Source organism: Blautia sp. SF-50, assembly GCF_900101315.1.
GTDB lineage: Bacteria > Bacillota > Clostridia > Lachnospirales > Lachnospiraceae > Blautia_A > Blautia_A fusiformis.
Genome location: NZ_FMUW01000022.1, coordinates 17770 through 39582, shown reverse-complemented (window position 1 = coordinate 39582; position 21813 = coordinate 17770). Strand labels below are relative to the sequence as shown.

General features: G+C 45.3%; 16 protein-coding genes. 11 read left to right on the top strand and 5 right to left on the bottom strand.

Annotation, left to right across the window (positions count from 1 at the left end; all coding sequences use genetic code 11):
- The first annotated feature begins 18 nt into the window (after window positions 1–18).
- The 4 genes from BLP57_RS12950 (at window position 19) to BLP57_RS12935 (ending at window position 5840) form a co-directional block, all read left to right on the top strand.
- A complete protein-coding gene (locus BLP57_RS12950; protein ID WP_092072245.1) occupies window positions 19–1497 on the top strand; it encodes an InlB B-repeat-containing protein in 1479 nt (492 codons plus the stop codon).
- 203 nt (window positions 1498–1700) lie between these two features.
- Complete coding sequence (gene asnS, locus BLP57_RS12945; RefSeq protein ID WP_015525643.1) at window positions 1701–3092, top strand: asparagine--tRNA ligase; 1392 nt, start codon at window positions 1701–1703, stop codon at window positions 3090–3092.
- Window positions 3093–3203: 111 nt separating this feature from the next.
- Window positions 3204–4265 (top strand): metallophosphoesterase family protein, encoded by a 1062-nt coding sequence (locus BLP57_RS12940; protein ID WP_015525644.1) that lies wholly within the window; start codon window positions 3204–3206, stop codon window positions 4263–4265.
- A 27-nt stretch (window positions 4266–4292) separates the two neighbouring features.
- A complete protein-coding gene (locus tag BLP57_RS12935; protein ID WP_092072242.1) occupies window positions 4293–5840 on the top strand; it encodes an ATP-binding protein in 1548 nt (515 codons plus the stop codon).
- A gap of 163 nt (window positions 5841–6003) precedes the next feature.
- On the opposite strand, the gene BLP57_RS12930 is transcribed toward BLP57_RS12935, so the two are convergent.
- From BLP57_RS12930 to murC, 4 genes are all read right to left on the bottom strand, one after another.
- A complete protein-coding gene (locus tag BLP57_RS12930; RefSeq protein WP_015525646.1) occupies window positions 6004–7188 on the bottom strand; it encodes a ribose-phosphate pyrophosphokinase in 1185 nt (394 codons plus the stop codon).
- Between the two features lies 1 nt (window position 7189).
- Complete coding sequence (locus tag BLP57_RS12925; protein WP_092072239.1) at window positions 7190–8176, bottom strand: ATP-binding protein; 987 nt, start codon at window positions 8174–8176, stop codon at window positions 7190–7192.
- 22 nt (window positions 8177–8198) lie between these two features.
- Window positions 8199–9296, bottom strand: a complete 1098-nt coding sequence (locus BLP57_RS12920; protein ID WP_092072236.1) for a DnaD domain protein — start codon at window positions 9294–9296, stop codon at window positions 8199–8201.
- A 330-nt stretch (window positions 9297–9626) separates the two neighbouring features.
- Window positions 9627–11006 carry a UDP-N-acetylmuramate--L-alanine ligase gene (gene murC / locus BLP57_RS12915; RefSeq protein WP_021652856.1) on the bottom strand — a complete coding sequence of 460 codons (1380 nt, stop codon included), beginning with the start codon at window positions 11004–11006 and terminating at the stop codon, window positions 9627–9629.
- 313 nt (window positions 11007–11319) lie between these two features.
- On the opposite strand from murC, the gene BLP57_RS12910 reads away from it, so the two are divergent.
- The 4 genes from BLP57_RS12910 (at window position 11320) to BLP57_RS12895 (ending at window position 15723) form a co-directional block, all read left to right on the top strand.
- Window positions 11320–12597: a glucose-1-phosphate adenylyltransferase gene (locus BLP57_RS12910; RefSeq protein ID WP_015525650.1), complete on the top strand. Its 1278-nt coding sequence runs from the start codon at window positions 11320–11322 to the stop codon at window positions 12595–12597.
- On the top strand, window positions 12594–13715 hold the full coding sequence (gene glgD / locus BLP57_RS12905) for a glucose-1-phosphate adenylyltransferase subunit GlgD (RefSeq protein ID WP_021652857.1): 1122 nt from the start codon (window positions 12594–12596) through the stop codon (window positions 13713–13715). The genes BLP57_RS12910 and glgD overlap by 4 nt, the downstream gene beginning before the upstream one ends.
- Window positions 13716–13772: 57 nt before the next feature.
- Entirely contained in the window at window positions 13773–14069 is a 297-nt protein-coding gene (spoVG, locus tag BLP57_RS12900; protein WP_015525652.1) for a septation regulator SpoVG, read from the top strand.
- 265 nt (window positions 14070–14334) lie between these two features.
- Window positions 14335–15723, top strand: a complete 1389-nt coding sequence (locus tag BLP57_RS12895) for a PcsB-like coiled-coil domain-containing protein (protein WP_021652858.1) — start codon at window positions 14335–14337, stop codon at window positions 15721–15723.
- Window positions 15724–15878: 155 nt separating this feature from the next.
- Here the strand turns inward: BLP57_RS12895 and pduB are convergent, their stop codons facing one another.
- Window positions 15879–16601 (bottom strand): microcompartment protein PduB, encoded by a 723-nt coding sequence (gene pduB, locus BLP57_RS12890; protein ID WP_175442985.1) that lies wholly within the window; start codon window positions 16599–16601, stop codon window positions 15879–15881.
- 278 nt (window positions 16602–16879) lie between these two features.
- Here pduB and BLP57_RS12885 point away from each other — a divergent pair, with 278 nt between their 5' ends.
- The 3 genes from BLP57_RS12885 to BLP57_RS12875 all read left to right on the top strand — a co-directional run bounded on the left by BLP57_RS12885 (window position 16880) and on the right by BLP57_RS12875 (window position 21772).
- Window positions 16880–17431 (top strand): biotin transporter BioY, encoded by a 552-nt coding sequence (locus BLP57_RS12885; RefSeq protein ID WP_015525656.1) that lies wholly within the window; start codon window positions 16880–16882, stop codon window positions 17429–17431.
- The gene (locus BLP57_RS12880) at window positions 17421–17861 is read left to right on the top strand and encodes a DUF1284 domain-containing protein (RefSeq protein ID WP_092072233.1); all 441 of its coding nucleotides are present in this window, start codon (window positions 17421–17423) and stop codon (window positions 17859–17861) included. Before BLP57_RS12885 ends, BLP57_RS12880 begins: the two co-directional genes overlap by 11 nt.
- 404 nt (window positions 17862–18265) lie before the next feature.
- Complete coding sequence (locus tag BLP57_RS12875; protein WP_092072231.1) at window positions 18266–21772, top strand: Ig-like domain-containing protein; 3507 nt, start codon at window positions 18266–18268, stop codon at window positions 21770–21772.
- The last annotated feature ends 41 nt before the right edge of the window (window positions 21773–21813 follow it).

Here is a 21813-nt window from a genome sequence, read left to right as displayed (position 1 = left end):
CAGGAGGAGTTTGTTTATATGAAAAACAGAGAAAAAACCGGAAAGGCCTTTCAGGTAAAATGGCTTTTGCTGGCACTTGTGGCAGCTGCACTGATCTTTGTGCCGGCTGCATCGCATAAGGTGTCGGCGGCGAAGCTTGTTTATACCGTTAAGTTCAATAATAATTCAGGTACCAGCAAAAGTAAGACGTATACCGCACTGACACGGAACGTGACATTAAATACTACGATCAAGCTTCCGGCAGTACCCAAGGCTGTGGGATATCAGAATCTCGGATGGACTACACGGAAGGGGAGCAGTAAGGTAGTATATAAAGCAGGTGCCCGCGTAAAGGTCAGAAAAGATATGACTCTGTATGCGGTCCGCAGAAAGAGTAAGTATTATACCGTAAACTTCTATCTTGGAAATGGAAGCACCAATTCCGCATATAAGAAGCTGCAGAAAAAAGTAGAAGAGGGTACATATTACACATTGCCTGCAGTTCCATCCAGATCGGGATATGTAAATCTTGGCTGGTCAACAGCAAAGAACGGCAAGGCATCTACTGCAAAAAAAGCAGGAACGAAGATTAAAATCTCCGGTAATATCAGATACTATTCTGTACAGATGCAGTCAGTAAAAGTAAATCTCCGCAAGGCAAACGGAACCGTATGGAAGACAGTAACACTTGGAAAGGGTGGTTACCTTAAGCTCCCATCTGTATCCAATGCGACAGGTTATACGTTTATGGGCTGGTCTAAGACCAGACGGACCGGTTCTTCCACAGATCCGGATTATGAAGCCGGTGAACTTCTGCGGATCAACAAAAACACCAATCTGTATGCGACGGTATTTAACCGTGCACTGGAGAAGGACATCAGTTCCGATGAGATGGCTCATCCGGCGATCGGTATGATGTACAGTAAGGTCATTTTTGTAGGGGATTCCCGTACTGCAGGAATACAGGCGACACTGAACAAACAGATGAGCAGTTCTGTAACAAATGGGGTTTCTTTTGTTGCAAACCCAGGAAAGGGCTTGAGCTGGTTCCGGGATACAGGATATGCACAGCTTATAGAAGAGATCGACAAAACAGAAGGTTCCAAACCGATCGCCGTTATCTTTAATCTGGGTGTCAATGATCTGGGAAATGCAGGCAATTATGTCAGCTATATGACCAGTATCGCATCCACATTGAAAAGTAAGAACTGTAAGCTCTTTTACATGTCTGTAAATCCCGTCAACAGTACCATGATCACAAAAACGGGAAGAGGCGCCCGTACAGAAGCACAGGTAAGAGAATTCAACAGCAAGATCCGTTCCGGTCTTTCTCTGGATTACAAGTACATCGATATGTACAGCGTACTTATGAAAAAAGGCTACGGGACCAATGCCCGCTATGATGGTGTGGATGACGGCGATGACGGACTTCACTACACAACAAAGACATTCAAGAGGATCTACTATTACTGCATTACTTATCTCAACACAGGAAGTATCAACGCATCTTATTATTAATGGTATAACAGACAGAAAAATCCCGTCTGCCGGAGACATTCCGCCAGGCGGGATTTTTCTGTCCGGCGGCCCGCTATTTTTCTGTCCGACAGGGCAATTACTCCTTGCACGAACCATGAGAATAGTCTATACTTAATTCGATACGGACGTTTGGAGGTCCGCAGGGACGTGTAATCCTGAATATGAGGAATGAGGTATAGATTATGAAACTGACAACAGTGAAAGAGATTTACAGAAACCGTGAACAGTATCTCGACAAAGAGATCACCGTAGGTGGATGGGTACGAAGTGTTCGTGATTCCAAGGCGTTTGGATTCATCGTACTTCATGATGGAAGCTTTTTTGAAACTCTTCAGATCGTATATCACGATAACATGGAGAATTTCGCAGAGGTTTCCAAGCTGAACGTTGGAGCGGCCATCATTGTTAAGGGAACGCTGGTAGCTACCCCTCAGGCGAAGCAGCCATTTGAGATCCAGGCAACAGAGATATCTGTAGAGGGAGCTTCCGCACCGGATTATCCACTTCAGAAGAAGAGACACAGTCTTGAATACTTAAGGACCATGACACATTTAAGACCGAGAACAAATACTTTTCAGGCTGTATTTCGTGTACGTTCTCTCTGTGCATATGCGATCCATAAATTTTTCCAGGAGAGAGGCTTTGTCTATGTGCATACACCGCTGATCACAGGAAGTGACTGTGAAGGTGCAGGAGAGATGTTCCAGGTAACAACACTGGATCCGAAGAATATTCCGCTGACAGAGGATGGAAGTGTTGATTATTCACAGGATTTCTTCGGAAAGGAGACAAACCTTACCGTAAGCGGACAGCTGAACGGAGAGACTTATGCACAGGCATTCCGCAATATCTACACATTCGGACCGACCTTCCGTGCTGAGAATTCCAACACTACCCGTCATGCAGCTGAGTTCTGGATGATTGAGCCTGAGTGTGCGTTTGCAGACCTTCAGGATGCTATGGAGCTTGCAGAGGCTATGCTGAAATACGTGATCCGTTATGTCTTTGAGAATGCACCGGAGGAAATGAACTTCTTCAATTCCTTCATTGACAAGGGGCTTCTTGACAGACTGAACCATGTGCTTAATTCTGAATTTGCGCATGTGACCTATACAGAGGCTGTTGAGATCCTTGAGAAGAACAATGACAAATTTGATTACAAGGTATTCTGGGGATGTGATCTTCAGACAGAGCATGAGCGCTATCTGACAGAGCAGGTCTACAAGAGACCGGTATTTGTTACAGATTATCCGAAGGAGATCAAGGCATTCTACATGAAACTCAACGAGGATGGAAAGACAGTTGCGGCTATGGACTGTCTGGTGCCGGGAATCGGAGAGATCATCGGAGGAAGTCAGAGAGAGGATGACTACGACAAGCTGAAAACACGTATGGATGAGCTGGGTCTGAAACCGGAGGATTACGATTTCTATCTGGATCTTCGTAAATATGGTTCCACACGTCATTCCGGCTTTGGTCTTGGATTTGAGAGATGTGTCATGTACCTTACAGGTATGGGCAACATCCGTGACGTGATCCCATTCCCGAGAACTGTAAAGAACTGCGATCTTTGATCAGAACACTTTTGCACAGCAGGACGTTCTGTGCTCCTGAGATCAGAGAACAGCAGGGAGAAATTGGCAACAGGTATTGATATGTGTGACTGACACACAAGGGAGAACATTATGAGATTTATTCATCTTGCAGACGTGCATCTGGGCGCGGTTCCCGACAGGGGCTGCCCGTGGAGCAAAGAGCGGGAGGAAGAAATCTGGAGCACTTTCCGCCGGGTTATTGCGGGCATCCGCGAAGATCCGGTGGATTTGCTATTTATATCCGGAGATCTGTTCCACCGCCAGCCTCTTATGAGAGAGCTTAAGGAAGTAAATTATCTGTTTTCCACCATCCCGGATACCAGAGTGTATCTGATGGCAGGAAATCATGATTTTATAAGCAGAGATTCTTTTTATAATACGTTTGAGTGGAATTCCAATGTTATATTTTTCAGGAGCAGGGAACTGACCTGCGTTAAAGATCCCAGGCTTGATGTCTATGTATATGGACTGAGTTACTATGACCGGGAAATAAAAGACGGACTTTATGATCAGGCTGTCCCTGTCCAGAAAGAAGGAATCCATATTCTGCTGGCCCATGGCGGCGATGAGAAGCATATTCCTCTCAGTGCAGCAGCTCTGGCGGCGTCAGGCTTCGATTATGTGGCGTTAGGGCATATCCACAAGCCGCAGATCCTGATCCGTGACCAGGCGGCCTTTTCCGGGGCTCTGGAGCCCATTGACAGGAATGATACAGGGGAACATGGATATATGGAGGGACGGCTGATCAACGGAAGGATCCGTACAGAGTTCGTTCCCTTTGCCTGTCGTTCCTATCAGCAGCTGGTAATGACACTTCACGAGGAAACTACACAGATATCTCTGGAAGAAGCGGTAAAATCCCAGATTTTCCGCAGAGGAGGAAGGAATATCTACAGGATCGTTCTTCAGGGAATGCGTTCGCCGGATCTTCTTCTGATCCCTGAGAAACTGAAAAGTCTCGGAAATGTTACCGATGTTGTGGATGAATCTTGGCCGGCGTATGATCTTGGTGAGCTCTACAAACGCTACAGCGGTACTCTGATCGGTGATTATATCGGCTATTTTTTGGCCAAAAAGGGTATGGATACCGTGGAAAAAAAGGCGCTGTATTATGGGCTTCAGGCATTGCTTGAGACAGGCAGCCGGCGATAAAGGGGCAGCACAGGAGGATAGCATAAGATGGTTATCAGACGTTTAAAAATAAAAAATTTCGGGAAGATCCGGGACAAGGATATGGAGCTTTCGCCTGGGATCAACGTACTTTACGGTGAAAATGAGAGTGGAAAAACTACCACACATACATTTATCCGCTCCATGTTTTACGGCGTTCGCAGACTGCGGGGAAAGGCTGCTCTGAACGATACATATACAAAATATGAACCATGGGAAAATCCGGCAGAATATGGTGGGATCATGTGGTTTACCAGTAAGGGGAAGAAGTATCGTCTTACCAGGAATTTTTATAAAGAAAAGAAGCTGGGAGAGCTTCTCTGTGAAGATGATGGCAGTCTTGTGGATGCGGAACAGGGAGCTCTTGGGACTATTCTGGGAAATGTAAGTGAGGCAGTTTATGATAATACGGTGTCTGTGGCACAGCTGAAAAGCGTTACAGGAAAAGATCTCGTACGTGAACTGCAGAATTACATGGCCAGCTATCAGGGAACCGGTGACAGTTCCATTGACATGGGACGAGCCATGCAGATGCTGAAAATGTCCAGAAAAGGATATCTGACAGAAGCGGCCCGGCGAAAAAAGGAGCTGGAAAAGGAAAAAGAAAAGATTTCCGCAAACATGGAATATATCCGCAGAGAGATCCGTGAACTGGATGAGAAGCGTGATCGGATCATGCAGCAGCAGGACGGGATGAACATAGGGACCAGAGAACGGAGTACTGAGGATCTTCTTGAGCTTCGGATCGATCGTGTAAAAAGAAGACGGGAGCTGACGGATGCAGTTCTGGCAGTTGTGCTGCTTGGTGGGATTGCCGGTACCGGCTGCCTGGCAGCTTTTTCCGGGCAGGTCATTTTCAGCGTTCTGGCAGGCGTGGCAACTGCGGCGATTTCTGTAGCGGCATTGTTTTTTCGCATACGGCTCAGCAGGGAGCTGAATAAGAGAGAACGTCAGAGAGAGCGCTGGCATTCCAGACATGAGGAGCTGACCTGGAACCGAAACAGTTTGGACAGTGACTACGAAGAGAAGCATACAGCGCTGGAGAACCTGCAGGCAGAGTTGACGGAATGTGAAGAAAACACAGAAGTGATCACTCCGGAGGAAACGGAGATCCAGGCGCTGAATATGGCTATGGAGACGATTGAGGCACTTTCCGGAAACATTACGGATCAGGTAGGGGTCCGTCTGAAAAAACGTACATCTGAGATATTAAGTGAGATCACCGGTGGCAGATACCAGGAGGTTCTGATGGATGAGGCACTGCATATGTCTGTGAACACAGGGGAGCGTATCGTATCCATTGAGAGACTGAGCCGCGGGACACTGGAGCAGATTTATTTTGCCCTTCGTATGGCAGCAGGAGAGCTTTTCTGCAAAGAGGAACCGTTCCCTGTGATCCTGGATGATGTATTTGGCATGTATGATGAAGAACGTCTTGCAGCGGCTCTCAGGTGGCTGCATAAAGAAAACAGACAGGTGATCATAAGTACCTGCCATAAAAGAGAAATGGAGATCCTGGATAAAGAGAGGATTCCCTATCAGAAGCTTCCTATGTGAGCTTTTGCAGGAAGATTTCAGCATAAAGATCAAAAGCAAAGCAGACAGCAGATGCGGATCATGGATATCCGTCTGTTACAGAAATATAAAGCGGCTGCGCTTTCTGAGAAACTGTTATATCGTTCTCAGAAGGTGCAGCCGCTTTGCGTGCGTTATGATTTATTTATTTCTCATGCTGGCTCATGTAATTTGTTACGCAGCGTTTGATTCTGTCTACCGGATTCAGAAGGTGGCTGACAGAGGTATCATGGTTCAGCGTATCAATGATCAGAGCAATATATTTACTCATATCGCAGCTGATGTAGTATGGCTTCTCAAGAAGCTCCGGTGACTGATAAACCAGGTTAGTAGTAAGGAGCTTGTCGAAGTAGCCCTTCTTGTAAGCATCGTCAAATTTATCAAGACCATCGGTAAAGAATCCGAAGGTAGAGCAGATGTAAACTCTGCCTGCTCCTTTCTCTTTCAGGAGAGACGCAATCTTAATGATCGTATCACCGGAGGAGATCATATCATCGATCAGGATCATATCCTTGCCCTCGATCTTTGGTCCGAGGAATTCATATGCTGCGATCGGATGACGGCCGTTTACATATCTTGAGTAATCCAGACGTTTATAGTACATACCCATATCAACACCGAGGACATTGGCGAGATAGATCGCACGGTTCATGCTTCCTTCGTCCGGGCTGATCGTCATGAAATGATCCTTGTCGATATGAAGTCCCTTTTCATTATTAAGAAGAGCCTTGATGAACTGGTAGGATGGCTGTACAGTCTCAAAACCATGAAGAGGAGTCGCATTCTGTACACGGGAATCATGTGCATCAAAGGTGATGATATTCTCAACACCCATATCGATCAGCTCATGAAGTGCATTGGCACAGTCAAGAGACTCTCTTCCGACACGTTTGTCCTGGCGACTCTCATAGAGATATGGCATGATCACGTTGACTCTGCGGGCTTTTCCGCCTACAGCGGCGATAACACGCTTCATATCCTGGAAATGATCATCCGGGGACATAAGATTCGTGTAAGGTCCGATCGGATAGGATAAGCTGTAATTTGTTACATCTACCATTACGTAGATATCATCACCGCGGACAGATTCGTTGATGGTGCATTTACCCTCACCGGAGCCGAAACGTGGAGTCTTGGCGTCAATAATGTAAGAATCGCGCTTGTATCCCTCGAATGCAAAGGAGTCCATTCCAGGATACTGTCTTTCGGCACGCCATTTGACCAGCCAGTCATTCACCTTCGCGCCTAATGAGCTGCAGCTCTGAAGGGGAATCAGTCCAAGTCTTCCTACCGGGAGTGTGGAAAAATCTTTTGTATTTACCTGTGCCATTTTAATTTCCTCCTAAAAATATTTTCTGTATACGGATGTCTTTCCCGATCAACGATATCATCTGATAGTTGCTGGCAATTCGGGAAAATGTTCTCTCGGAATAGGTATCCGAGAAATTTTTGAGCGTCAGATTCGTGGAAATGATCGTGGATTTCCTGCGCATGATCCGCTCATTGAGACAGAGAAAAAGCTGTGAAGATACGAAACTGTTAGTAAGCTCCGTTCCCAGGTCATCAATGATCAGAAGATCACAGTCATAGATCAGTTCCTCGTCTGTGCCGGTATCTTTTCGGGAAAAAGAATTCGTAGCCATCATATCAAAAAGATCGTAGGCGGAAAAGTACAGGACACAGTGGGTGGATCTGAGAAGCTCTCGGGCGATGCAGTGTGAAAGAAAGGTTTTTCCCACACCGGTATCACCATATAAAAACAGGTTTTCAAATTTATGGTCGAAGTTCTGCACAAAGCGCTGTGCAGTGTCATAGGCCCGTCTGGCTGTTTCCAGGGCAGACAGTCCCGTGGCTTCGTTTTTTATTGTAGCAGAATAATAGTCAAATGAAAAGCTGTCAAAATTCTCTTTTTCGAGAATTTCATTCAGATTGGACTGTGCATAAAGCAGTTCGATCTCAGCTTTTTTAAAACAGGTGCATTTTCGGCTGCCGATATAGCCGGTATCCTGACAGTCAGGGCAGGTGTAAGGCATCTCAAGATAGTCTCCGGGAAAGCCGTTTGCAACAAGAAGGGTGATCCGTTCATCGGAAAGCTCCTGGATGGCTGCCTTCAGATCCGAAGTCCCCTTTTCTTCGCCGTTTAAAAGGCGACGGACTTTGTCAGCACTTAAAGTTGCCACCTCGTCATCGATCTCTTTCAGACGGGGGATCTTTCCGTAGGCTTCGGCTGTGTGCTCCTCCAGAATACGGTGGTTCTGTGCCTGCCGGCGGCTGTATTCTCTCATTATAGTATCATATTGAAAATTCTGTAAAGGCATAAAGCGCTCCTTCCAGGTTCTGTTACTGATTATTTAAAAGACGTTTCTCATATTCCGCAAAATCATAATCACGCTGGTGGAAATTATTGAAGCGGTTGCTATTCTGAGGCTGAGTCTGGGGCTGCTTCTTCCTGGAAACGGACTTCTCAAGCTGGCGTTTTTTGTGTGCGGCATCCAGAAGCCGGATATCCTCCAGCGTATGTACGTTTTTCTTTTTCCAGCCGGAGAGGATCTTATCTGCATATTGGAAACTGGGCTGTCCGGTGGAAAGGACAGTACGGCTGCAGGCTTCCTGGATCAGCTCCAGATCAAAACCGTAGGTCTTACGCCAGGTATCAATGTAAGTGATCTCGTTATCAACAGGATTGCGGCCGCTGATCCCCATAGCCTTCAGGATCGTGTAATAATCCTTGGAAAAACGGGAGCTGGCATCCCGGGCCATCTCGACGGTGGTGATACCGTCTTTTGCCCAGGCGAGTGCAACAGTTTCAATATAACGCATACTCTTGCGGCCTCTGGAAACACAGTATTCCACCAGATATTCGATGAGATCCGCAGACATATGGAGTTCATCATAGAAAAAAAGGATCTTCTGCATTTCTGTAGGCGTCAGTGTTTTGGTCAGATACTGCTCTGTGATATAGAGAAGCTGACTGATCTCTTCGTTTTGCTTAAGTTCTCTGATCCGGTCAGGAGTGAGACTGAGAATGTAATCAGCGGAGCTTGGGACTCCCGGATCCGCGTTCCCGGAAACGGAAGCAGAATTGCCGGAACCGGTGAAAGTATCTACGGAAGCGCTGCTCTCTCTATGACCGGTATCCGCAAAGGGTTCCAGCAAAGTGATCCCGGAAAGCTTCTGATCTGCAGTATAGGTTAATGCGATCAGTTTCTCGCCTTCCCAGTATTTCAGCGCACGGGAAATATCTCTTTCCGTGCAGAAAAGGCTGTCTGCCATATGCTCCAGGCTGAAAGAAGAAGGAGCGGCAGATACCATCCGGAGAAGGTAGATATATACCTTTACGAACTCCCCGTTGGCACGAGGCATGAAATTGTCAATAAAGCGATTGGAAAGAATCGTTACCTCCAGTTCAGAGGAATTCTGAAGTGAAATCAGGCTCATGATCAGCAGCTCCCTTTCTAAAATACAGCAGATATTTCAGGTGATATCCCAAAGTCCGCCATGCTAAAAAGGATTATAGCACAACCGCTTTTACTTGAGAATAGTCTATTTTCACAGAAGTTGTGCACTAATTTCCATGTGGAAAATGTGGATAGTGTGGAAAACTTTGAGGATAACATTATCAGCAACTAACAAAAACCTTAATTTTGTAAGAAAAATGCGGTATTTGTTGAATTTGGCTGTTGAATTATGTCAAGTAGGTTATACACAAAAAAATCCACATGCCAGGCACGTCTGAAATGTGCATAAGCATGTGGATAATGTGGATAATTATTTTCCGAGAAGGTGTTCTCCAATATTTACAACGTCTCCGGCGCCCATAGTTATCAACAAATCACCATGTGCACAACTTTTTAAGAGGAAGCTCTCGATCTCATCAAAAGTCGGGAAATATTCGCAGGGGGTTCCAAGTTCCTGGATCTGTTTCTGGAGATCCTGGGAAGAAATACCAAGATTGTCTGTTTCACGTGCGGCATAAATATCAGCCAGTACAACATGATCGGCCAGAGTCAGCGCTTTTGCAAATTCCGGAAGAAGAGCTTTGGTACGTGTGTAGGTATGAGGCTGGAATACACACCATACCTTCTGATGCGGATAATTCTTTGCAGCATGAAGGGTTGCCTCGATCTCGGTTGGATGATGCGCGTAATCATCAATGATGGTGATACCGCCGATCTCACCTTTATACTGGAAACGACGGTCTGTACCGGTAAAGCTTCCGAGACCTTTGACGATCACATCATCCGGAAGGTCCAGAAGGCGTCCTACGGCAATGGCGGCCAGTGCATTGGATACGTTGTGGATACCCGGTACACGCAGATAATAGCTGCCGATCTTTTTGCCCCGGAAGAGAACGGAGAAGGAAGGATGTCCGTATTTATCCCAGGTAATGTCTGCTGCGGTGTAATCGGCATCGTGCTCCAGACCATAGGTAAGAACATTGCATGGAAGCTCCCGGGTGATCGTCTCATACTCCGGTGTGTCGGCGTTGATGATCAGAGTACCGTCAGCAGGGAGAAGCTCTGCAAATTTCCGGAAGGAATGGCGAATGTCATCGATGTCCTTGAAGAAATCCAGATGATCGGCATCCATGTTCAGGATCACACTGATCTTAGGGAAGAAGCTTAAAAAGCTGTTGGTGTATTCGCATGCCTCTGTGATAAAGGTCTCAGAATTTCCAACGCGGATGTTTCCGTGGATAGCAGGAAGGATTCCGCCAACACTGATGGTAGGATCACAGTCACCCTCAAGAAGGATATGGGAAACCATGGAAGTAGTAGTGGTTTTTCCGTGGGTTCCGGAAATTGCGATCGGTGTATCGTAGTTCCGCATGATCTGTCCCAGAAGCTCTGCGCGGGTGAGCATTGGAAGCCCTTTTTCTTTCGCACAGGCAAATTCCGGGTTGTCCGGGTGGATCGCTGCTGTATAGACAACCACATCTACATCATCCTTGATGTTGGAAGCGCGCTGTCCGTAATAGATCACAGCGCCACGTTCTTCCAGTGTGCGGGTCAGCGGGCTGGATTTGGCATCGGAACCGGAAATCCGGAAATTTTCTTCCAGAAGGATCTCGGCAAGGCCGCTCATGCTGATGCCTCCGATCCCGATGAAATGAATATGGAGCGGTTTATGAAAGTCTATCTGATACATAATAATCTCCTTATATATATGTTATTTTCGTAGCTCTTTTGTCTGTTTTATTATAACGCCAACAGAAACAATTGAAAAGTGGTTCTTTTGGCTAAAAAAGCGGTTTTTTCCGGAATATAAAAGTAACCAGAAAATAACATCGAAAAATGTTGAAAATTACCAGAGGAATGAAAAAAATGATGAGTCTTACCAATTTATAATATACAATAGCGATAAAAAAAGTAAAATACAGCTAAAATAATTGTAAAAAATGTTCACTAACACAGTAAAGTATGCTATAATGGAATAATCATAACATACAAGAGGTGATCGCATGATTAAGAAAGAGATGATTGCCATGCTCTTGGCCGGTGGGCAAGGCAGCAGGTTAGGAGTTTTGACAGAAAAGGTTGCAAAGCCGGCAGTCGCTTTTGGTGGTAAATATCGTATCATCGATTTTCCACTGAGCAATTGTATTAACTCGGGAATTGACACGGTGGGTGTGCTGACACAGTACCAGCCTCTCCGCCTGAATACACATATCGGTATCGGTATTCCGTGGGATCTTGACCGCAATGAAGGCGGTGTCACAGTCCTTCCTCCGTATGAGAAGAGCACAAGCAGTGAATGGTACACAGGAACTGCCAATGCGATCTATCAGAATCTGGCTTATATGGAGCAGTATAACCCGGATTATGTACTGATCCTTTCCGGTGACCATATCTATAAGATGGATTACGAAGTGATGCTGGATTTCCACAAGGCGAACAAGGCAGATATTACGATCGCGTGTATGCCGGTTCCCATTGAGGAAGCCAGCCGTTTTGGTATTATGGTTACTGATGAGAGCAGCCGTATTACTGAGTTTGAGGAGAAGCCGGAGCATCCAAGCAGCAATCTTGCATCCATGGGTATCTATATTTTCTCATGGCCGGTTCTGAAGGAAGCACTGATCGCCCTGAAGGATCAGAATGGCTGTGACTTCGGTAAACATATCCTTCCGTACTGTAAAGAGAAGGGGCAGCGCCTTTTTGCTTATGAGTACAACGGCTACTGGAAAGATGTAGGAACTCTTGGTTCTTACTGGGAAGCAAATATGGAGCTGATCGATATCATTCCGGAGTTTAATCTTTATGAGGAATTCTGGAGGATCTACACCAAGGGAGATGTGATCCCGCCACAGTATATTTCCGCAGATGCAGTTGTGGACAAGTGTATCATCGGTGAGGGAACAGAAATCTATGGTGAAGTACATAATTCAGTGATCGGTCCGAATGTTATCATCGGCAAGGGCAGTGTGATCCGTGATTCTATTATCATGAAGAATACAGCAGTTGGTGAGAACGTTGTTATGGATAAAGCCATCGTGGCAGAAGATGTTGTCATCGGAAATAATGTTGTGATCGGATGCGGCGAGGAGGTACCGAATGTTCTGAAACCGGCTGTATATTCCTTTGGACTTGTGGCTATCGGCGAAAACAGCGTGATTCCGGACAGTGTCAAAATCGGTAAGAATACCGCTATCGCCGGTGTTACAACAAAAGAAGACTACCCTGACGGAGAACTGGCAGCCGGCCAGGTAATTGCAGCAAAGGACGGTGGGAAAGAATGAGAGCGATAGGTATTATTTTGGCAGGCGGTAATAATAACCGCATGAGAGAATTATCAAACAAAAGAGCAATCGCGGCAATGCCTATTGCAGGAAGTTACCGCGCGATCGACTTTGCCCTCAGCAACATGGCAAATTCACATATCCAGAAGGTTGCTGTGCTGACACAGTATAATGCCCGTTCCCTTAATGAGCATTTAAGTTCATCCAAATGGTGGGATTTCGGAAGAAAACAGGGAGGACTTTATGTCTTTACTCCAACCATTACCAGAGATAACAGCTTATGGTATCAGGGTACTGCAGATGCGATCTATCAGAACCTGAGCTTTTTAAAGAACAGTCATGAACCCTATGCGGTGATCGCTTCCGGCGATGGAATCTACAAGCTGGATTACAATAAAGTCCTGGAGTATCATATCGCAAAGCGGGCAGATGTTACCGTTGTATGTACTACATGCAAGGATCAGAGCCAGGTTGAGAGATTTGGTGTTCTTCGCATGAATGAGGACTGTCGGATCGAGGAATTTGAGGAGAAACCGATCGTTTCCTCCTATAATACGGTATCTACTGGTATCTATGTCATCCGAAGAAGGCAGCTGATCGAACTGATCGAGCGTGCTGCCCAGGAAGGAAGGCATGATTTTGTAAATGATATTCTTATCCGTTACAAAAATCTGAAGAGGATTTACGGATATAAGATCGATAACTACTGGAATAATATCTCTACTGCAGAGGCTTATTATCAGACAAATATGGATTTCCTGAAACCGGAGATCCGGAACTATTTCTTCAAACAGGAGCCGGCGATCAAAACCAAGATCGCAGATGTACCTCCTGCTAAGTACAATCCGGGTGCAACTGTGAAGAACAGTCTGGTGTCCAGCGGATGTATCATCAACGGAACCGTGGAGAATTCTGTTCTGTTCCGTGATGTATTTGTAGGAAATAACTGTGTGATCAAAAACTCTGTGATCCTTAATGACGTATATCTTGGAGATAATACGCATATTGAGAATTGCATTGTTGAGAGCCGGGATACCATCCGGGCGAATTCATATTACTGCGGCGAAGAAGGAGAAGTGAAGATCGTCGTAGAGAAAAACGAACGCTACGTATTATAAATGCGGAAGATCAGTTTTCCGCAGATACGGTTAGCGAAATGAAAGGGGCAAGTAGCAATGAATATTACAGATGTACGTGTGAGGAAGGTAGCAAAAGAAGGGAAAATGAAGGCCGTTGTGTCTGTCACAATAGATGATGAGTTTGTGGTACATGACATCAAGGTGATCGAAGGTGAGAAGGGGCTGTTCATCGCAATGCCAAGCCGTAAGGCAAGCGACGGTGAATATCGTGACATCGCACATCCGATCAATTCAGCAACAAGAGAGCAGATCCAGACGATCATCCTGGACAAGTATCAGGAAGTAATGGCTGAGGAAGCTGAGAATGAGGTTCTTATGGAGGCTGCGGAGTAAGAGAAGTAGCTTCAGGGGGGATTACATCAGAGAAGTATTCTCGTAGCTGATGATCTTTGGATTGAAACAGCATAGAATAAAAACTGCCGTTTTACAGATAAATCTGTGAGAGGGCAGTTTTTTTATGCTCCGGAAAACAAAAAAACGCTTTTCAGTTCATAAAAATTTAAATTATTACGTATTTGTTACAGAAATAAAATAAAATTATTGCTTTTTATGAAAAATGTGTTATACTAGAATCCATGAAAGGACGAAAGGTGTTTATATGAAGAATAGAAAAGTTTTCACATTACTGCTTACAGGTATGCTGACCCTTTCCATGGGAAGCACCGTATATGCATCAGGTACAGACGCTGCGATCGCAGAGGCACAGGCGGAGAAACAGGCCGCTGAGGAGGGTCTTGCGCAGGTACAGAGCAGCATCGGCACACTGGAGAGCAAGAAGCAGGAGCTGGAGAGCTATCTGGCTGATTTAAACGCACAGTATGAGGATCTTACCAACAGCATTTCTGAGCTTAGTATCCAGGCTGCTGAGAAGGAAGATGAATTAAATAAAGTAAAAAAAGAACTGAAAAAAGCAAAGAAAGCTTCTGCAGATCAGTATGAATCCATGAAGCTTCGAATCGCATATATGTATGAAAATGCCGGAACTTCCGCACTGGAGACACTGCTTTCTTCCGAAAGCCTTGCAGAATTCCTCAATCGCGCGGAGAATGCGATACAGATTTCTACATACGACAGAGACATGCTGGATAAATATGTGAGTCTTCAGAAGAATATCCAGGAGAATGAGAAAAAGGTTGAGACGGAGTCCGCAGAGATCGATGATCTGATGACGGAGCGTGCAGCTAAACAGCAGGAAGTGCAGTCCATGGCTTCCAGCACAAGCGATGATATTAACTCTTATGTAAACCAGATCAGCGCCAGCCAGGAAGAGGCTCAGCAGCTGATGGCAGATATCAGTAATGCAGACAGCAGTATTACCGCTCTGGTACAGCAGGCAGAGGCGGAGAAGGCTGCAGAAGAGAAAGCTAAGGCTGAAGCGGCAGCAGAGGCTGAGAGACAGGCAGCAGAAGCGGCAGCCCAGGAAGAAGCCGATCAGGATAACGAGGACAGTGAAGAGGCTGATTCTGACGATGATTATGGCTATGATCCGGAGGAGGATACAACCGAGTCTTCCAGTAGCTCTACAAGTACAGACATTGTTGTAGAGGAGGAAGAGGAAGCGGATGATGTACAGTCCGGAAGTTCCGAAGATGTTTCCGAGGACAGCTCCCAGGAGGAGGTTTCTGAGGAGGTTTCCAATGATGAGACAGCTTCCGAGGAGACGGAAGATGCCTCTGCGGATACGTCCGATTCCGGTTCTTCCAGTCAGGGAACATATCTTGGAAACTTTACACTGACCGCATACTGCAACTGTGCACAGTGCTGCGGTACAGCCGGCAATCTTACAGCCAGCGGAACAGTTCCGACAGCAGGACGTACCGTTGCTATGGCAGGTGTTCCGTTTGGGACCAAGCTTCTGATCAACGGCACTGTTTATACGGTAGAGGATCTGGGAACTCCTTACGGACATGTGGATATCTATTGTGGAAGCCATTCTGAGGCATTAAGCTTCGGACTTCAGTCTGCAGATGTATATCAGGTGGGCTGATCCGGGAAAATCCAGAGGAGAATATTTAAGAGAAATACAGCGCTGCAGGATCGTATGCTGATCCTTGCAGCGCTGCTTTTGTATGCATGACGCAGATATGTGTTTCGTGAAGTGTAGTGTGTGGAAATTCACAAATTTCCTGCAATCCGGAGATTTTACAGATACGGCGTACCCGGGATCTCCGGATAGGTTCCCATACCGATGAGAAGCTCAAGGCCTGTCTGACGGCCTTCCAGTACAGCAGCTTTTACAGCACTGGCATCACCGGAGATGGCGATGATCACTTCATTGGAATGACTGGTACCGATATTCGGAGTCATATATTGTGTAATGGATACTGCTGCGGATTTCACGGCATTATCTGCCATCACAAGACCGATAGCAGCCGGAGAACCTGCCATGAAACCAAATGCTTCACCCAGAGGTGTGCCGAAGGCTTTATGGATAGCAGGACCTGCACTTGCGGAAAAAGCAAACTCCAGGTGGCCGGATTCGCTGATGTAGACCTCACCTGCATATTTGTTAGTCAGTTCCAGAGCCAGAGAAATGGCGTGACGCACGTCGGATACATCATTTCCGCCAAGGACGATATAGTTTCCGTGACCACCCCAGCCCTTGGTGTCTCTTGGAAGTTCAATGGAAAGGACTTCTGTATTTGTGGCTTTTACTGCATCGTCAATAGCTGTGATCTGGCCGGCAGCGCCTGTTCGGGAACTGAAAAGCCCCAGACAGTGGTATTGGGTACCTATGTTCATCTTTTTAAGCAGAGAATCATCAACTCCGGAGATCACGAGTCCGATTGTGTCAAGGACTGCGGTCCCTACAAATTCAGTACGTGTGCAGTTGGTGCTGATGTTATGAATATCGTGTATATCCATGTGGAAAAATCCCCCTTTTTGCTGAAAACTCATTGGTTTCAGTATAGCATCAGAGAGGGGAATTTGAAAGTGAAAATTGACAATATCATTTGTAAATGGCAGGTTTACATAGTAGTAAACGGCATTGTAAAATGTAAACTTAAAAAATAAAATTAAGTTGACATTCAAATCCTGCTGTGTTAAATTGTTAACAGCGAAAGAGCGGATATCATTTATAAAGGACAGGAATGATCTTCCGACAGGAAAAGCAGAAAAGGAAAGAAAGGATACAGATTATTATGACAACAGTGGCAGCAGGCAGAAGCAAGACGTATGATCTTGTTTACATTGCAGTTTTTGCAGTAGTGATGGCAGTTTGCTCATGGATTTCCATTCCGGCACAGGTACCGTTTACTCTGCAGACATTTGGAGTATTTATGGCAGTTGGTGTGCTTGGAGGAAAAAGAGGAACTCTGGCAGTTCTGGTTTACGTTCTTCTTGGAGCAGTAGGAGTTCCGGTTTTTGCAGGATTTTCCGGAGGCATTGGAGCTCTTCTCGGAAATGCAGGTGGATATATCATTGGATTTATCTTTTCCGCACTTGTTATGTGGGCAATTGAGCACGTTTTTGGCAGAAAGCCGGTTGTTCAGATCATTTCCATGATCGTTGGACTGATCGTATGCTATGCCTTTGGAACCGCATGGTTTATGTTTGCCTACACAAGAAGCACAGGTCCGGTAGGCCTTATGGCAGTTCTTGGCTGGTGTGTGTTCCCGTTTATCATTCCGGATCTTATCAAGATCGCACTGGCTTATGTTTTATCAGGAAAGGTACGTAAATATGCAAGATAAAAGCAGTGCTACGGCATATGCTTCTGATGAGGGCACAGAGGAAATAGTCATTCCTCTGCGCCCTCATCATGGTATGTGCCTGGCGTATTTTAAGGGGGAAGGCTACAGTAACGGTTTTACTGCACATATGGCCGAGATGCTGAAGATTTTTCTGGAGGGAAAGAAAATAAGGCTTCATGTGGATACGGATGAGATCTGCTCTGCCTGTCCGAATAATCTGGGCGGACATTGCGAAGCCGGAGATAAAGTGGCAGAGTATGACAATGCCGTGCTGGAAAAATGTGGACTGAAGGCCGGACAGACATTGCACTTCAGCGAATTTACAAAAAAAGTCCAGGAAAAAATCCTTGCGACGGATAAACGTAAGGAAATCTGTGGAAACTGCCAGTGGAACAGCATCTGCGAAGAACAGAAGAGCCGCTGGGCATAAAAGAAAGCAAAAATATAGAAATATAAAAAAGTATATGATCTGAGAATGCCGGAGGAAATGGCAATGGCTGTTGCATTTCCTGAAATGATGTCTTGGAATATATACTTTTTTTATTTGAAATATCAGATAATAATATAAATATTTTGAAAACAATTTTTAGTTGAGAAAAAAACAACAATAACCGCGAGGCTTTTTTGCCAGATATGTATAGACAAATAATTTAAGCATTGATAAAATGACGATATGTTAGTTTGGACAAACTAAAGCGTGCTTGACAGAGCACTTCTGCGGAAACTGACATATGTTGAATATTCTGCAGAAGAAATTTCAATTAACCAGAGCAGCTGTAAGGTCATGATCTGGTATAAAGTCGTGTAATATAAAAGACAAAGAGGAGGACAGGTATGCATAAGTGGAAGCTTTTTAAGAAGTCAGCTGCACTCGTTCTGAGTTCAGCGGTGATCGCGTCAGGAGTGCCGGTAACGGCAATGGCGTCTGAGGCGGAAGTTTTTAGTGACGTGTCAGAAGAAACACAAGGAGAGACAGCACAGGAAGAAGGAGAGAACGAGGATCAGGAGTCGGTTTCCCAGGACCAGCTGGAAGTTGGTGAAGCTGATATTCAGTCGGAAGAGCCGGAAGAAAGTGATGCAGAAGCTATTCAGGAAGAAGTAGCAGAAATTTCAGCAGAAGAGATTCAACAGGAAGAGGAACCGCAGATCCAGGAGGATACAGAAGAGGCATTCGGTGATGGAGAAGCATTTATGGCAGAAGCAGGCGAGGTTCTTCAGGATGCTTCTGAGATCACTGTTGCAGGAGTGAAATATCTCTGGTCCATGCAGCCGGCAGAGGGATATACACAGATAGGAACAACAGGCGTTTATGTAAAAGTGGCAGATGGACAGACCGCTCTGAACGGAAAACTGTACGGAACGACAACTTTAAGTTATTCGGAATTTTATGCCGGGGATACCACTCAGGAGAGCTATGACGCTATCACTTCGGCAACAACGAGTAAAAATCAGATTTTTGCTAATGAGGACAGCACAGAGGTGACTTCTTCCGGATATCAGATCCAGGGTGTGAAGAATGTAAGTGTTGCAGTGGACGCGGAAACCTATGTAGATGCACAGGCGCTGAAAGCTGCTTCCAAGCTTCCGAGAGAGGGTGTCTATACAGAGGCAGCAGATATTACGCTGAATGAAGCACCGTCACAGGAAACAGGACAGTATAAAACTCTGAATACAGACGGAACATATAGTGCAACAAAATTCGATGTAAAAGCAACGGTCACAGATGCATCCACCCAGATTCAGGCACCATCGATCTGGGGTGATTACATGCTGGTGGTAAAAGAAGCCGGCACAAAATATCTCCGCAATTCCAGACAGGGTGATTTTGCTGTAGGCGGAAATACACTGGGAGTGATCCTTGAAACTGCCAGTGGCAAGAAGGTAGGACTTCGTCATACCTATGAAATCTGGGTACAGCCCTACGAACTTGCGTTTTCAGCAGGATCCGGGCTTATCGGGGAAAAAATATCAAAGGTGACTTATATTACTCCGGACGGTTCCTATGTATATGAGTTCGGAGACAAAGCTCCTCTTGTGAAAAAACAGCCTGAAGCAGGAATGAAGGTACAGGCGGCTTTTGTAAAAGAAAATACAACTCAGGTTAAAGTAGATGGCCTTGACAAATATGAAAATCCTAAGGTTTCCGTATACTACACAACAGGAAGTGGTCATGGTAAAAAGACAACATATGTTGTAGATCATGCAGTGGCAGAGAACGGGGTGGTAACCTTTGACAGCAGTGTAGCCAGGGCCGGGGATGAGATCTACACGGTTATGATCTCAAGCGACAATTATGTGGATATGACAAAAAATATCACACTGACAGGCCAGCCGATCACGGTTTCCAATGTTTCCTATTACTGGGTAAAGGGAGCGTTGGATGGATATACACAGATCCCGGGAACAGATATTTATTATAAGGCGGCAAATGGACATCAGGCACTGACAGGAATACTTTACGGTACGGCATCTCTGTCATACGAGGAATTTTATGCGGGAGATGCAACGAGCCGCAAGTATGATTCCGTTACATCTGCCACAACCAGAAAAAGTACTGTTTTCGGAAATGCAGATGTTCAGAATCTGACAGAAAATGGCTATGAGATCGCAGGAGTAAAAAAGGTTAATGTAGCTACAGATGCAAAAACGTATGTAGAGGCGCAGATCCTTTCAGAAGCGGGAGAACTTCCGGAAAGCGGAGTATATACAGAAGCAGCAGGGATCACCCTGGGACGTACTCCGACGGTAGAGCCTGGGCAGTATAAAACACTGAATACAGATGAAACATACAGTGCTACAAAATTTAATGTAAAAGCAACTGTGACAGATGCGGAGGCAACACTCAAAACATCTTCTCGCTGGGGAGATTATGAGATTGATGTAAAAGAAACCAGCACAAAATATCTCCGCAATACAAAGAGTGATTCCGATTTTGCAGTTAACTCCGGGATTCAGGGAATGATCCTGGAAACAACAGACGGCGGAAAATATGGCATGCGTCATATGAACGAGATGTGGCTGAAGGTGTATAAAGTTGCCTTTGCAAAAGATACAGGTCTTGAGGGAAAAACCGTAAACAAGATCACGTACATTATGGCAGACGGCGCGTATGTATATGAATTTGCAGATGGTATTTATGTTAAACCGCAGGCAACAGAAGAGATGGCTGTTTCTCCGGAATTTACGGACAGCACCCATGTTAAGCTTGCAAATCTTGATAAATACAAAAATCCGAAGGTATCTGTTTTCTATACAACAGGTGTCGGACATGCTTCAGAGACAACATATCTTGTACAGGATGCAGTAACTACAGATGGAGTGGTTGCTCTGGATTCCACTGTAGCGAGACCGGAAAATGAAACCTATACAGTAAGAGTTTCCAGTGATGGTCATGCAGATGTTTCTGTTCAGCTGGTGTATGGAACGATTGCTTTTAAAGAAAATTCAGGAGTTCTTTATATCGGAAGCTCCAGACAGCTTGAAGCAGCAGGCGAAAATTGCAAGGATGTAACATACGCTTCCGATAATGAAACGGTTGCATCTGTGGACGAGAACGGAAAAGTAACTGCAAAAGCAGCAGGAACAGCCGTGATCACAGCAACATCTGCAGCAGGAAAAACTGCACAGTACAAGCTTACTGTAAAAACGCCATCTGTAAAACTGAATGCATCAGCGAAGACGCTTTATGTAAAAGGATCTCCGGCTATAGTGACGCTGAAAGCAACGACCGCAGGTGTTACCGGAAAAGTAACCTATACAAGCAGTAAACCATCTGTTGTAGCTGTAGCCGCAAATGGAAAGGTAACTGCAAAGGCGGCAGGTACAGCTGTGATCACAGCGAAATGCGGAAATTATAAAGCAACCTGCAAGATCACAGTCAAGAAGCCGGCTGTAAAAGCTTCGGCTTCAGCGAAAACTGTATTTGTGGGTGGAACAAGCCAGATCAAAGTGGAAAAAACAGGCGTTAGCGGAAAAGTTACTTATACAAGCAGTAATAAATCCGTTGCAGTGGTAAGCGCAGGCGGAAAAGTAACAGCAAAAAAAGCAGGAACAGCTACAATTACAGTAAAATGCGGAAGCTACAAAGCAACCTGCAGGATCACAGTAAAAAAAGGCAGCCTGAAGATCACATCCAAAACAGTTGTAAGTGTAAAAGCAAAGAAAACAACAGCCATCAAGGCAGCTGCTACTTCAAAGGCAAAGATCACCTACAGAAGCAGCAATACAAAAGTTGCTACTGTAAGCAGCAAAGGTGTTGTTAAAGGTGTGAAAAAAGGAAAAGCTGTTATCTATGTAAGCAGCAACGGAATCACAAAAAAGGTAACAGTTACAGTGAAATAAGCATATATTTCACTTGAATATACTTGATATGTTATAAAGAA